This window comes from Defluviimonas sp. D31 (assembly GCF_033436765.1).
Classification (GTDB): domain Bacteria; phylum Pseudomonadota; class Alphaproteobacteria; order Rhodobacterales; family Rhodobacteraceae; genus Albidovulum.
On sequence record NZ_JAWQFN010000001.1, the window covers coordinates 238,515 to 251,847 of the forward strand.

15 protein-coding genes are annotated in these 13,333 nt (G+C 70.1%); 3 read left to right on the forward strand and 12 right to left on the reverse strand.

The annotated features are described in order from the left end of the window. The first annotated feature begins 129 nt into the window (after positions 1 to 129). Positions 130 to 1,005, forward strand: a complete 876-nt coding sequence (locus tag R5H32_RS01145; RefSeq protein ID WP_318336848.1) for a hypothetical protein — start codon at positions 130 to 132, stop codon at positions 1,003 to 1,005. Between the two features lie 2 nt (positions 1,006 to 1,007). Here R5H32_RS01145 and R5H32_RS01150 read toward each other — a convergent pair whose 3' ends face one another. Beyond that, positions 1,008 to 1,706 (reverse strand): SDR family NAD(P)-dependent oxidoreductase, encoded by a 699-nt coding sequence (locus tag R5H32_RS01150; RefSeq protein WP_318337328.1) that lies wholly within the window; start codon positions 1,704 to 1,706, stop codon positions 1,008 to 1,010. 78 nt (positions 1,707 to 1,784) lie between these two features. Then, positions 1,785 to 2,045, reverse strand: coding sequence for a DUF2312 domain-containing protein (locus R5H32_RS01155; protein WP_263333073.1), 261 nt, complete (start codon positions 2,043 to 2,045; stop codon positions 1,785 to 1,787). A gap of 122 nt (positions 2,046 to 2,167) precedes the next feature. Here R5H32_RS01155 and R5H32_RS01160 point away from each other — a divergent pair, with 122 nt between their 5' ends. Continuing rightward, on the forward strand, positions 2,168 to 2,383 hold the full coding sequence (locus R5H32_RS01160; protein WP_263333075.1) for a hypothetical protein: 216 nt from the start codon (positions 2,168 to 2,170) through the stop codon (positions 2,381 to 2,383). 94 nt (positions 2,384 to 2,477) lie between these two features. Here the strand turns inward: R5H32_RS01160 and R5H32_RS01165 are convergent, their stop codons facing one another. Both R5H32_RS01165 and R5H32_RS01170 read right to left on the reverse strand, forming a co-directional pair. After that, positions 2,478 to 4,571: a 3-hydroxyacyl-CoA dehydrogenase NAD-binding domain-containing protein gene (locus R5H32_RS01165; RefSeq protein ID WP_318336849.1), complete on the reverse strand. Its 2,094-nt coding sequence runs from the start codon at positions 4,569 to 4,571 to the stop codon at positions 2,478 to 2,480. 82 nt (positions 4,572 to 4,653) lie between these two features. Next, positions 4,654 to 4,977, reverse strand: a complete 324-nt coding sequence (locus R5H32_RS01170) for a TraR/DksA C4-type zinc finger protein (protein ID WP_318336850.1) — start codon at positions 4,975 to 4,977, stop codon at positions 4,654 to 4,656. A 245-nt stretch (positions 4,978 to 5,222) separates the two neighbouring features. Here R5H32_RS01170 and R5H32_RS01175 point away from each other — a divergent pair, with 245 nt between their 5' ends. Further along, positions 5,223 to 5,648 carry a TIGR01244 family sulfur transferase gene (locus R5H32_RS01175; protein WP_318336851.1) on the forward strand — a complete coding sequence of 142 codons (426 nt, stop codon included), beginning with the start codon at positions 5,223 to 5,225 and terminating at the stop codon, positions 5,646 to 5,648. Between the two features lie 96 nt (positions 5,649 to 5,744). Here the strand turns inward: R5H32_RS01175 and R5H32_RS01180 are convergent, their stop codons facing one another. From R5H32_RS01180 to R5H32_RS01215, 8 genes are all read right to left on the reverse strand, one after another. After that, complete coding sequence (locus R5H32_RS01180) at positions 5,745 to 6,716, reverse strand: FliM/FliN family flagellar motor C-terminal domain-containing protein (RefSeq protein WP_318336852.1); 972 nt, start codon at positions 6,714 to 6,716, stop codon at positions 5,745 to 5,747. A gap of 84 nt (positions 6,717 to 6,800) precedes the next feature. Further along, on the reverse strand, positions 6,801 to 9,497 hold the full coding sequence (locus R5H32_RS01185; protein WP_318337329.1) for a sensor histidine kinase: 2,697 nt from the start codon (positions 9,495 to 9,497) through the stop codon (positions 6,801 to 6,803). Positions 9,498 to 9,499: 2 nt separating this feature from the next. After that, entirely contained in the window at positions 9,500 to 9,781 is a 282-nt protein-coding gene (locus tag R5H32_RS01190; RefSeq protein WP_318336853.1) for a hypothetical protein, read from the reverse strand. Between the two features lie 34 nt (positions 9,782 to 9,815). Further along, a complete protein-coding gene (locus R5H32_RS01195) occupies positions 9,816 to 10,184 on the reverse strand; it encodes a response regulator transcription factor (protein ID WP_318336854.1) in 369 nt (122 codons plus the stop codon). Between the two features lie 124 nt (positions 10,185 to 10,308). Continuing rightward, complete coding sequence (locus R5H32_RS01200; RefSeq protein ID WP_318336855.1) at positions 10,309 to 11,613, reverse strand: short-chain fatty acyl-CoA regulator family protein; 1,305 nt, start codon at positions 11,611 to 11,613, stop codon at positions 10,309 to 10,311. Between the two features lie 99 nt (positions 11,614 to 11,712). Beyond that, entirely contained in the window at positions 11,713 to 11,859 is a 147-nt protein-coding gene (locus R5H32_RS01205) for a hypothetical protein (RefSeq protein ID WP_318336856.1), read from the reverse strand. A 114-nt stretch (positions 11,860 to 11,973) separates the two neighbouring features. Further along, complete coding sequence (locus R5H32_RS01210) at positions 11,974 to 12,144, reverse strand: hypothetical protein (protein WP_318336857.1); 171 nt, start codon at positions 12,142 to 12,144, stop codon at positions 11,974 to 11,976. 187 nt (positions 12,145 to 12,331) lie between these two features. Continuing rightward, positions 12,332 to 13,315, reverse strand: a complete 984-nt coding sequence (locus R5H32_RS01215) for an ABC transporter substrate-binding protein (RefSeq protein ID WP_318336858.1) — start codon at positions 13,313 to 13,315, stop codon at positions 12,332 to 12,334. Between the last annotated feature and the right edge of the window lie 18 nt (positions 13,316 to 13,333).

Sequence of the window (13,333 nt, forward strand, 5' to 3'; positions counted from 1 at the left end):
ATTTCCCCGCCCGCGATTGCTTGACTGTTTTGCTCGGCCATGACCACAGCGGTTACAGGAAAGCGGTTTTCCTGTCCAGCAAGCCCGTATAGGGTCGGCGCCGGAAGCGAGTGGGAACGGGCAGGCGTCATGCAGATCGTGTATCACCTCGGGGCGCACTGCACCGACGACGAACGGCTCCTCCGGGCGCTTTTGAAGAATCGCGGCACGCTCGAGGCGCAAGGCATCTCGGTGCCCGCCTCGCGGCAGTACCGGACGCTCCTGCCCAAGGTGGCCAAGTCGCTCAAGGGCGGCTATGCCGGCGCCGATGCCCAGCAGGTCATCCTCGACGCGGTGATGGAGACCGAGACGGCGCAGAGGCTGGTCTTCAGCCATGACGGCCTGATCTGCTTTCCGGTCAACGTCGTCGCCGACGGCGTCTTCTACGCCACCGCGCCGATGCGCATCGCCTCCTATGCCAATCTCTTCCCCGAGGCCGAGACCGAGTTCCACCTCGCGCTGCGCAACCCCGCGACGCTGGTCCCGGCGCTGATCGAGCGCGCGGCGGACCGCAGCTACGACGAGGTCATGGGCGACACCGACCCGATGGCGCTGCGCTGGGCGCCCGCGATCGAACGCGTGCTCGACCAGCGCCCCGACCTCCATCTTACGCTCTGGTGCAACGAGGACACGCCGCTCCTCTGGCCGGAGATCCTGCGCGGCCTCGCCGGGCTCGGGCCCGACGCGATGCTCGAAGGTGACTTCGACCTGCTCGCGACGATCATGACCGAGGACGGGCTCGCCGAACTCAAGGCCCATCTCGACGCGCATCCGCCCGCGACGGTCGCCGAGCGGCGCGAGATCACCGCCGACTTCCTCGACCGCTTCGCCCGCCCCGAGGAGATCGAGGTCGAGATCGCGCTGCCCGGCTGGGACGAGGCGCTCGTCGCCGCCATGACCGCGGCCTACGAGGAGGACTGCGCCGAGATCGCTTCGATGCCGGGCGTGACCTTTCTCCAGCCCTGATCCTACCAGCTCTCGCCGAAGGGCCTGAGATCGAGCTCGAAGCTCCAGGCCTGCCGGTCCTGCCGGGTCACCGCGAAGGCGGCCTCGGCAACGCCGTCGGCCGAGAGGAAGAAGGTCTCCGGCCTGTCCGGCATCCGCGCCTTGGTGGTGGCGAGATCGACGACCCCGTCCAGGACGAGATAGGCGACATGGATGTTCTCCGGCCCGAGCTGGCGGGCGAGCGACTGTGCCACCGAGCGCTGCGCCGCCTTTCCGGCCGCGAAGGCGATGGTGCCGGGCCGCCCGCGCAGCGCAGCCCCCGCGCCGATCACCACGATATTGCCGCGCCCGAGCTCCCGCATGCCGGGCAGCACACCCTTCGCGGCCATGAAGAGACCGACCGCATTGACCTCGACATCGCGGCGCAGGGCGTCGGCGTCCAGCGCGTCGATATCACCCCAATGCGCCGATCCCGCGTTAAAGATAAGCGTCTCGATCGGCCCGAGATCGGCGCGGATCGCCGCCAGCGCCGCAGCGAGCGAATCCGGATCCGTCACGTCGCAGGCATAGCCATGCGCGTCACCGACCGAGGCGAGCGCCGCCGCATCCGGCCCGCGCCGCGAACAGAGCCCGAGCGCATATCCGCCGTCCGAGAACCGCCGGGCGCAGGCCATCCCGTTGCCGGGACCGACCCCGAGAATGGCGCAAACCGGTTTGGTGATGGCTTCCTCCCTCGCTCATGCTCTGCCCGAGCATAGCACGACGCGCGGACGCGCGCCGGGAGGAAGGCCGGGGCCGGCTCACTCCATGCCGAGCGCGGCCTTGTACATCTCCAGCACCGCCTCTTCCTCGGCGATGTCGTCCTTGTCGCGCTTTCTCAGCGCGACGATCTTGCGCAGCACCTTGGTGTCGTAGCCGCGCCCCTTGGCCTCGGCCATCACTTCCTTCTGCTGCTCGGCGATGTCCTTCTTCTCGGCTTCCAGATGCTCGTAGCGTTCGATGAACTGGCGCAGCTCGTCGGCGGCGACGTTGTAGGTGGCATCGGACACGGGCTGGTTCATCACGCATTCTCCTCTAGGGGGCCGGCATCCTGACTAGACGCTCGCGCGCGGTGCTTCAAGGCCCGGCCTTGCCCTCCCGGCGGCTTCGCGCTAGGGCGGGCGGAGGCAAGGGGAGAACCGCCATGGACTGGCTCATCTGGACCGGCGCGCTGGTCACGTTCGCGGGGCTCGCCGCACTCGTCTGGTGCATCCTGAGCGTCGCCCGCGCCCGCCGCGAAAACCTGCCCGACCCCGAACTCCGCGCCCGCCTGCAGCGCGCGGTCACACTGAATTTCGCGGCCCTCCTGCTGTCGGCGCTCGGGCTGATGATGGTGGTCGCCGGCATCATGCTCGGCTGAACCGGCGCTTTCATCTTGCTCCAAATATCCCCCGCGGAGCGTCCTGCCCCAGCGGCATTTGCCTCCGGCGGGGATATTTACGGAAACATGAAGCTCAGTCGTTCAGATCGGCGAACTTACGGCCGTACTTGATCAGCTCGTCCCAGAGGGCGGCAGGGCGCCAGAACGCCTCCTCCTCGCGGGCGTAGTCGACGAGCCGGTTGCGCAGGGCGAGCAATCCGGCCTGGTCGGCCGCCAGCATCGGCCCGCCGCGCCAGCGCGGGAAGCCGTAGCCCAGAAGCATCACGAGGTCGATGTCCGAGGGCCGCGCCGCGATCCCCTCCTCGAGGATCCGCGCGCCCTCGTTGGCCATCGCCGCGAGCGCCCGGTCCTGGATCTCCGCCGCGGTCACCTCGCGCGCGACGATGCCCCGCGCCTCGCGCTCGGCCGCGATCAGCGCCATGACCTCGGGATCCTTGACACCCTGCCATGCGCCCTCGGGGTAAAGGTAGTAGCCCTTGCCCGCCTTCCGCCCGAACCGCCCCGCCAAGCAGAGCCGGTCTCCGATCGCGACATAGCGCCGTGCCGGGTCGCGGGTCGCCTCGAGCCGCTTGCGGCGCGCCCAGGAGATGTCGAGCCCGGCCATGTCGAGCACCTGGTAGGGCCCCTGCGGAAAGCCCCAGTCGACCATCGCCCGGTCGACGTCGTATGGTGAGGCACCGTCCTCGACCAGGAAGTCTGCAGCGGTGCGATAGGCGGTCAGGATCCGGTTGCCGATGAACCCGTCGCAGACCCCGGCGCGCACCGCGACCTTGCCCATCCGCCGGGCGAGCGTGAAGGCGGTGGCTATGACATCGGGCGCGGTTTCCGCTCCCACGACGACCTCGACGAGCCTCATCGCCTGCACGGGCGAGAAGAAATGCAGCCCGACCACGTCCCGTGGCCGCGACGTCGCCGCCGCGATCCGGTTGACGTCGAGATAGGAGGTGTTGGTGGCCAGGATCGCGCCCGGCCGCGCCACCCGGTCGAGTTCGGCGAAGATCCCCGCCTTCACCGCCTCGTCCTCGTAGGCGGCCTCGATCACCAGGTCGGCCCTTGCGAGCGCCGCGATTTCGGTCGCCCCGGCGATCCGCGCCCATTCGGCCTCGCGCGCCTCGGGGCTGAGCCGGCCCTTCGCGACCGCCCGTTCGTGATGGGCCGCGACGCGCGCGAGCCCGGCGGCGAGCGCATCGCCGTCGCGCTCCACCAGCGTCACGCCATAGCCCACGCCAAGGAGCGCCGTGGCGATGCCCGCCCCCATCAGCCCGGCGCCGACGACGCCGACATGATGGATCTCGCGCGGCGCCACATGGGCGAGGTCGGGCTGCTTCGCCGCGCGGCGTTCGGCGAGGAAGGCATGGCGCAGAGCCGCCGCCTCCGGCGTCGCGACGAGGTCCTCGAAGGCCGCGCGCTCGAAGGCGAAGCCCTCGTCCTCGGGCAGGAGCAGCGCCGCCTCGACGCAGTCGATGATCCGCCCCGGCGCCGGCAGCCGCGGATCGCCAAGCCTCGCCCTCGCCTCGGCCACCGCCGTCAGCCAGGCGCCCGGATCGGCCCGGCCGCGGCGCCGCTCCTCGGCCTCGGGCAGTTCCGCCTCGCCGGCGAGATAGGCCCGCGCCAGCCGTTCGGCCGCCGCCGACGATCCGCCCTCGGTCACCGCATCGACGAGGCCAAGCTCCATCGCCCGTTCCGCACCGATCGGCAGCCCGCTCAGCATCAGCCCGAAAGCCTGCTTCGCGCCAATGAGCCGCGGCAGCCGCTGGGTGCCCCCGGCGCCCGGCAGGATCCCGAGCGTGACCTCCGGCAGGCCGAGCTCGGTGCCCGGTTCGGCGAGCCGCACCCGCGCCGCGAGCGCAAGCTCCAGCCCGCCGCCGAGCACCGTGCCGTGCAGCGCGGCGATCACCGGCTTGGCGCTGCCGGCGACCGCCTGGCAGACCTCGGGCAGCAGGGGCGCCACCGGCGGATGGCCGAATTCGCGGATATCGGCACCCGCGGGCCAGGTCCGTCCCGCCGCGGTGAGCACGATCACCCGCACTCCGGGATCGTCGAGCGCGGCCCTGAGCGCGGCCATCAGTCCGGCGCGCAAGCCCGCGCCGAGCGCGTTCACCGGCGGATTGTCGAGCGTGATGGTGGCGATCCCGTCGCCGATGGCGATGCCTGCCTCTTCCGTCATGCCTGCCCTTCTAGCGAAGCGGTATTCCTCACCACTCTACGGCTCAGGCGCGGCTTGGCAACAACAGGCTGCCCACGCGACCCTACTTGCGCGGAGCACAGTTGCGGCAGAACGGCGTCGCGGGCAGAAGGTCGAGACGCTCCTCGGCGATCTGGTTGCCGCACTGAACGCAAAAGCCGTATTCGTCCTCATCGACCCGCACCAGCGCGGCCTCGATCATACGCAGTTCCTGATGCGCCGAATGGCCGAGATCCTCCAGCACCTCGTCGGCCTCACGCTCCGTCGCCATCTCTTCCCAATCCTTGGCTTCGTGGCTGTCGAACTCGGCGCCGATCTCGGCGATCCGCGCCTGCAGATCGTCGCGGCGTGTTTCGAGCTCAACCTTGCGTTGGGCGACGGACTTCATCTGGCTCTCCTATACCAATCCCCGGTCTCTACTATTCAGGCTGGGTGCCTATCGGCCTTGATGCAAGTCAATCCTGCGATCTTGCCCCCGGATAGGCGGTTTTTATTCGCTTTCCACGGGGTCTTGGCCGCTCCGCGGCGATGCCCGCGGTCGGCTCTTCCTTCCGCCACCGATGCCCGGTATGTTCGCCGGCGCCCCGCCCGCGGACCGGCAGCGGCCGGCGCACCACCGCCTGAGGAGAGATCATGGACATCCGCCAACTGACCCCCGACTACGCCGTCTCGCCGCAGATTGCCGTCGAGGATGTCGCAGCGATCCGGGCGGCGGGTTTCGTGCTCGTGATCGACAACCGGCCGGACGGCGAGATCCCTCCCGATCTGCAGACCGACCGGCTGCGGGCGGTGGTCGAGGCTGCGGGCATCGGCTTCGTCGCCAATCCGGTGATCGGCGGCGCGATCACGGCCGAGAACGTGACCGCGCAGCGCGACGCGATCGCCTCGGCGACGGGACCGGTCCTGGCCTATTGCGCCTCCGGCAACCGCTCCTCGATCGTCTGGGCGCTGAGCCAGGCGGGGCGTCGCCCGACTGCGGACCTGATCGAGACCGCGGCGCGCTGGGGCTACAATCTCGAACCGTTCCGCCCCCATATCGACGCTCTGGCCGCGCGCTGACGCCCGCCCGGACCGTCCCTTCCGGAGCCCACCGCCTCCTGCGCCGGGCGCCGCAAATCGCCCGGCCGTCGTCACGCGCCCCCGAAACTCCGGCGTTCAGGCCGGTCCCTCCGCAGGACCCGGCGCTGACGGTGCGGGCAGCGCGGCGCCGGCCTCCGCCTCGTCGAGGCCGAGATGCAGCCGCACCGCGTAGCTGCCCTGGCACTGCCCGAGGCGGCCGTAGAGGATGAGGCGCCGCCCCCGTCCTTCTACCCTGAGCCGCGATAGGGCGCCTTTCGACAATGTCACCATCGCGCCCGGCTCCAGCGCCAGCACCTCGGCGAGCGGCAGCCTGACCCGGTCGAGCACCGCCTCGAGTTCGGTTCCGGCACCCATCACCGCCGCCTCGATCCGTTCGCTCCAGGCCCGCGCCGCCGCGGCATCCCTCGCCGAATCCGCCATCGCGGACCCGCGCGGCGCCGGAGCCGCCCCGCGCCCCTCGGCCGGCAGGGTGACCAGAAGCGTCCCCCGGCGCGCGGCCTCCGCGCCGAACCGCAGCGTGAGCGTGACCACGCGATAGGCCGGCTCCTCGAGGATGAGCGCGAGCGTGCGCGGGTCTTCGAGAAACGAGGCGTAGCGGAATCCGCCCGCCCAGCTCAGCGCCGGATCGGCCTCGAGAAGCGTCTCCGCGGTGCCGAGGATCCCGTCGAGGAACCGCGCCGACATCGCCGCATCGGTGCGGGTCGGCCGCCGTGCCGCGACTTCGGGGCCGCCGATCCGGCCGGTGGTCTGGATCTCGATCAGGCTCGCCAGGGTTTCGGCCGACAGGACGACAAGACCGAGCCCCTCGCCCGGCCCCTCGATCACCGCCAGGAGCGCCCGTTCCGGCAACCGCTCCGAAATCTCGGCCGCCGACATCCGCGTTTCGCTGGCCTCATCGACCGCCACCGAGAGCTTCAGCATCTCCTGCGCCGCCTTGGCGAAGGCCAGCCCGAAGATCCGCGCGGGCGTGGGGGCGGGCGCGCCGGCGGCCGCCCTGCCCGCCCCGGCCTTCCGCTTCAAGACTGACTCTGGCGCGCGCTCGCTCATGCCTCCGTCCCCGCCGCGATGGGCCGCGGGCTTTCCGGGCGACCGTCGCAGAACAGAGTTACCAAAGACTGAATCCGCGCCGCCTCAGGCGGCTTCCTGTGCCCTGGTCTCAGGCTTGGTCGGCAACGAGACCCGGAAGGCCGCGCCGCCCTGACCGGGCAGGTAGGCGATGGTGCCGCCGAGATTGGCCATGATCTCGCGGCAGATCGCCAGCCCGAGCCCGGCACCGCCCGCCCGCGCGGTATCGGTCAGCCGCGCGAACTTCTCGAAGATCAGCCGCTGCGAGGCCTTCGGGATGCCCGAGCCGTTGTCGATGAAATCGACGATGATCCGGTTGCCCCGCCGCCGCGCGTTGATCGTCAGCTCCGGCCGCTCGGCGTCGCAATACTTGCGCGCGTTCGAGACGAGGTTGATGAAGACCTGCACCAGCCGGTCGGTATCGGTGATCACCGGGATATGCTCGGTCGGCTGGTCGCGGTGGATGACGAAGCTCCGCTCCGGCCTCGTGTTCGACGCCGAGCGCACCGCCTTCGAAATCAGGTCGTGCAGGTTCGCCACCTTGACGTCGAGCTTGACCTTGCGGTTCTCCAGCACCGAGAGGTCGAGCAGGTCGTCAAGAAGCCGCGTCAGCCGGATCGTCTCGTCATGGATGACCCCGGCATATTGCTTTTGCATCTCGTCGGGCAGGTCCGGATCCTTGAGGATCTCCGAGAACGCCCGGATCGAGGTCATCGGCGTTCTCAGTTCGTGACTGATCTGGCTCAGGAACGCATCCTTCTGGACCGAGAGATCCTTGAGCTTCTCGTTGGCCTCCTGCAGCTGGCGCGCGGTCCGCTCCAGTTCCTCGGACTTGGCTTCGAGCTGGGTCGAATATTCGAGGATCTGCTGCGCCTCGGAGGCGACCGCCAGGAGATCCTGCGCCGACACCGCCGCGCCCTCGGCGAACTGCGCGACCATGGCATGCGCCGTGGCCGAGCCGACCGCCCCCGAGAGCCGGCGCTCGAGCCGCTCGATGAAGTCGGCGGTGGTGTCGGGCAGGAAGCCGGCCTTGCCCTGGGCCTCGGCGCAGGTCCGGAAGAACTCCTGCGCCTCCTCGGCGCCGAGGATGCCCTGCGCCATGGTCAGGAGATCCTCGGCCTCGGCGCCGCCGCGCGACCAGCCCCGCGCGCCGGGATCGTGGTCGAAGGCGTTGACGAAGGCGAGACCCTGCATCCGCTCGACCGGTCCGGGGAAAGTCACGAGCGAGCCAGCGACGAAGGTGAAGGTGTTGAGCGCGAGCGACCAGAACACCGCATGCATCAGGGGGTCGAGCCCATGCGCCCCGAACATCGCCTGCGGCCGCAGCCAGCCGATCCCCCAGGGCCCATCGGCGAGGACCGCCGCGGAAAGGAGCCCGCCGGCGCCGAACGACGGCAGGTAGAGCGTGTAGAGCCAGACGAGGAATCCCGTCGTGAGACCAAGGGCCGCGCCGATCCGGGTCGCGCCGCGCCAGAAGAGGCCGCCGAGCATCGCCGGCAGGATCTGCGCCACGCCGACGAAGGCGATGAGCCCGATCGCGGCGAGCGCCGCCGAGCCGCCCGAGAGGCTGTAATAGATGTAGCCGAGCGCCAGGATCGCCGCGATCGAGACCCGCCGCGACATCAAGACCAGCCCGCGCACATCGCCCGGCGCCTTGGCGCCCCCGGCCCGCAAGGACAGCCAGAGCGGCGCCACGACATGGTTCGACACCATCGTCGCGAGCGCGATCGCCGCCACGATCACCATCGAGGTCGCCGAGGAGAACCCGCCGAGGAAGGCGAGCATCGCGAGCTTGCCCTTGCCCTCGGCCAGGGGCAGCGTCAGCACGAAGAGGTCGGGATTGGCGCCCTCGGGCAGGACCGAGAGGCCGACGACCGCGATCGGCACGACGAAGAGGCTCATCAGCATCAGGTAGAGCGGGAAGGCCCAGGAGGCGGTGGCGAGGTGGCGCTCGTCGGAATTTTCCACGACCATGACCTGGAACATGCGCGGCAGCGTGACGATGGCGGCGGCCGAGACCAGGGTCAGCCCGATCCAGCGCCCGGGCACCAGCGGCCAGTCGCCGATCGGCGAGGCGTCGATGCGCGCGGCGACATCGGCCCAGCCGCCAGCCACGCCCCAGACCACGAAGATGCCGACCGCCAGCAATGCCACGAGTTTGACCACCGCCTCGAGCGCGATCGCCATGACCACACCGTGATGGCGTTCGTTGGCGTCGAGATTGCGGGTGCCGAAGAGAATCGTGAAGACCGTGAGCCCGGCCGCCACCCAGAGCGCGGTGGCGCTCTGGTTCGGCAGCGCCCAGCCCTCCGGCGTGCCCGAGGCGAAGACCCCGAACGACAGCGTCACCGACTGCAATTGCAGCGCGATATAGGGCGTCGCCGCGACGACGCAGATCACCGTCACGATGACGCCGAGGAGGTTCGACTTTCCGTAGCGCGACGAGATAAGGTCGGCGATCGAGGTCACGCGCTGGCTCTGGCCGATCCTGACGAGCTTGCGCAGGAGAACCCACCAGCCGATCAGCACCAGCGTCGGCCCGAGATAGATCGTCAGGAATTCGAGCCCCGAGCGCGCGGCGTAGCCGACCGCGCCGTAGAACGTCCAGGCGGTGCAGTAGATCGACAGCGACAGAGTGTAGACCAGCGGCGAACGCAGGAACCCCGCCTTGCCGCGTTCCGCCCGCCGTTCGGCCACGAAGGCGACGAGGAACAGAAGGCAGACATAGACGAGGCAGACCGCGACGAGGATGTTGAACGGCACCATCAGCGGGTCTCCCGCTCCGTCTCGCCGTCGCCGGCGTCCGGCTCGCCACGCGCGAGGATCCGCGCGACGAGGAAGGCCGCGCCGATCAGTCCGAACCAGACCGCGAAGAGGTAAAGACCGCCTAAAGCGGTGTCAGGCGCCGCCGTGGCACCCGGCCGCCACAGGATCGGCACCATGATCAGGATGAACCCAAGCACCGGCAGCAGCCGCGCGGCATCTATGAGCCGGCGCCGCCGGTAGCTCCTGCGGGCAAGGAAGCGGGGCGGGCTCGGCCTTTTCATGCCCGGTCCGCGCCGGATCTCGCCCCGCGCCCGCTCATCCGCCCGCCATCTGCCGCAGGGTCGCGACGATCTCCGAATTGACGAAGGGCTTGGCCATGAAGCACGAGGCGCCCGCCTCGACGGCCGCGGCGCGGTCCTCGGCCTGGCCGCGGGCGCTCAGAACCAGAACCGGCAGGCCCGCGAGCGCGGGGTCGGCGCGCAGGTCGCCGAGGATCTCGTAGCCCGAGCGGCCCGGCAGGATCATGTCGAGCACGAGCACATCCGGCCCCTCGCGCCGGATCGCCTCCATCGCGCCGGTTCCCTCGTCGTGGCTTGCCACCGACCAGCCGTCGCGGGAAAGCAGGAACCGGATCGCCTCGGCGATATGCGGCTCATCCTCGATCAGCAGGACCCGTCTGCCCATGTGCCGCCTGACCTCCCCGCCTCGCGCCATCCCGATCCGACTATCGCCGATGTTCCGGGCGGCTGTCAAAACGCAAGTCGCGGATCAAGGTAACGGCGTGCAGCGGGCGGCCGGACGACCACGCTCAGCCCTCCTCGGAAAGGATCGAAGGCTCCCGCCGCGCCGCGCAGCCGCCGCGCGGGCAGATCCGGCACGACGGCCCGATCGGCCGCTCGCCGCCGCGCTCCTCGGGGGCGGGCAGAATCAGCATCTGAGCCTCCACCACCTGCGGCCCGTCGAAGCCTCCGGGATGGCGCGGCTCGCTGAACGCATAGGTCAGGAACCTTTGCGGCACCCGCCCCGCCATCTCGACCGCGGATCGGATCGGCACCATCGGCCGCGCGAGCGCCTCGTAGAGCGGCCAGAGCGGACAGGCCGCGCCATGGCGCGGCAGCGCGAAGCCCGGCGCGGGCCTGCGGAAGGTGAGCGTGCCCGAGGCGTCGCAAGCGACGAGGCCGACGGGCGGCCCCATGCCCTCGGGCAGCGTGGCGAGCCGCCGGAACACCCGAGCGAGCCCCGCCCCCGTCGCCTGCGCCAGCGCCGCCGGGTCCGGCCCCGCCGCCTCAAGCGCCCGCCGGAACCCGTCGAGCGGCAGCGCCACCGCGTCGGCGCGGTAGCGCGCGATATGAGCGAGCGCGAGCTTGCGCGCTGCCCCGCTCGCCAGCTCGGGCACCCCGGCGATCAGCGCATCTCCCGGCGGCGGATGGGTGCGTTCCAGTGCGGCGAGGTGATAGTCGGATTTCTCGAGCCAGGCCTCGACCTCCTCCTGTGGCGAGGAAAGCCCGGTCTCGCTTTCCTTGGTCGCGTCGAGATAGGCCACGAGCGCCGCCGCGGCATCGCTGAGCCGGATGCTGTCCTCGTAGACGTTCCGGTGGAACCGCGCCCGCCACTCGGGGTCGATCTCCTCGGTCTCGGCGAGGATCGCCGCCGTCGAACGCACCGAGGTCGCCGCCGAGACCACCTCGTGCAGCGAGGCGAAGAGAAACGGGTCATGCGCCATCCGTTCGCTCAGTGCCTCGACCGTGCGCTCGAGCGTGCCGATCCGCGCCTGCGCCGCCGCCAGAAGGGCGGCCCAGCCGGGAAAGCGCCCGACGAATTCCTCGATCCGCACGACTTCGGGCGCGGCCTCGCCGCCCGCCATGCCGGCCGCCGCCTCGCGCAGCCCCTCGAAAAGCGCGCTCTCCGCGCCCTCGGCCAGCGCCGCCTCCTCGACGCCGAGCACCCGCGCCAGGGCGGCAAGGAGTTCCGCCCCGACCCTGCGGCGGTTGTGCTCGATCAGATTGAGATAGGCCGGCGAGATTTCGACCGCCCGCGCGAGATCGGCCTGCTTCATGCCGATCAGGAGGCGGCGCTCCCGCACCCTCGTCCCGGTCAGTGCCGACCGCGCCATCCGTTCCTCACCCGATCCGCGAAGCCCGCTTCGGCCCGCCGAGCGAGTTTACAGCTTTCACAAGTGAATTGATACCGTTGCGCAGGGATTTTCAGCGCATCAGCAGTTCGGCGGCGCGACGTCGAACGTGCGCTCCACCACCGGCGTACCGCCCACGCAGGCGGTCAGCGGCGTCTTGTCACCCGAACAGGCCGAGAGCGCCGCGATCAGGCTCAGTCCGATGGCGACAATTCCGGCCGTCCGCATGCCCCGTCCTTGCCTCGTCGCTTCCGTCATCGCCTCAGCGTCCCTTGCTCCCGTTTCCCCCGAGATAGACCGCGAACCGCCGGCGAGGGCAAGCGAAAAGGCTCCTCGCGCGCCTCAGCAGTTCACCGGCGCGATGTCGGCAACCCGGGAGATGTCCGCAACACCTTCCTCGCATTGCCCGATCGCCTGTTGCTGCGGCTCGCAGGCCGCAAGGCCGCCGATCATCGCACAAGCCAGCACCCCGAGGCGCAGGCCGCCCGCCAGTCTCGCCAGGATCAACGCCATCTTCACTCCTTTCGATCGCTCCGCAGCGCCGGACCGGCCCTCCGTCCCGGACTCCGGCCCAACGGCATGCCCTTGCGCCGAACATTGCCAGCTCTCCCGCGCCCGGGTCCTGACGCCGATCAACCGGAGGAAAAAGAACGCGCGGGGCAGAGCCCCGCGCGCCATCTGTTCCGGTTCGGGCGAAACGCTATTGTAGCGCCTTGTCGGTGATCTGGTGGGTCCAGGCCCCTTCCGGCGCCTTCGAGATCACCGGGTCCGAGCCGCCGCCGAGCAGCGTCGCCACCGTCCGCTCGTAATCGGCCTCGTCGAGGGCGCCGTTCGACCCCGCGGTGAGCTTGGCGATCTCGCCCATCATCCGCTTCTGATGCGCCTCGGTCTGAGCCCCGGTCTCGTCGTTGTCGAGGACGATCATCGCCGCGTCATCGGGATTCTCCTCGGCCCATTTCCAGCCCTTCATCGAGGCCCGCACGAACCGCACGAGCTTGTCCTCGAAGGCCGGATCGGCGAGCTTGTCCTCAAGCACATAGAGCCCGTCCTCCAGCGTCGCCACGCCCTGGTCCTCGTACTTGAACGTCACCAGATCGCCTTCGGCGATCCCGGCGTCGATGACCTGCCAGTACTCGTTGTAGGTCATGGTCGAGATGCACGAGGCCTGCTTTTGCAGCAAGGGATCGACGTTGAAGCCCTGCTTGAGCACCTCGACCCCGTCGGCGCCGCCCGTGGTCGGGACGCCGAGCTGGCTCATCCAGCTCAGGAACGGATACTCGTTGCCGAAGAACCAGACGCCGAGCGTGTGGCCCTTGAAGTCGTCCGGGCTCGCGATCCCGCTCTCCTTGAGGCAGGTCAGCATCATGCCCGACGACTTGAACGGCTGCGCGATGTTGACGAGCGGCAGCCCCTTCTCGCGCGCGGCCAGCGCGGCCGGCATCCACTCGACGGTCACGTCGGCCCCGCCGCCCGCGATCACCTGGGTCGGCGCGATGTCGGGCCCGCCCGGCTTGATCGTGACGTTGAGGCCCTCCTCCTCGTAGAACCCGTTCTCGAGCGCGACGTAATAGCCCGCGAACTGCGCCTGGGTCACCCACTTCAGCTGCAGGGTCAGATCGTCGGCCGCCTGCGCCGCGCCGCCCCCGAACCCCGCGATCATCGCCGCGGTCAAGATCTTCTTCATCTGTCCAACCTCCCTGTT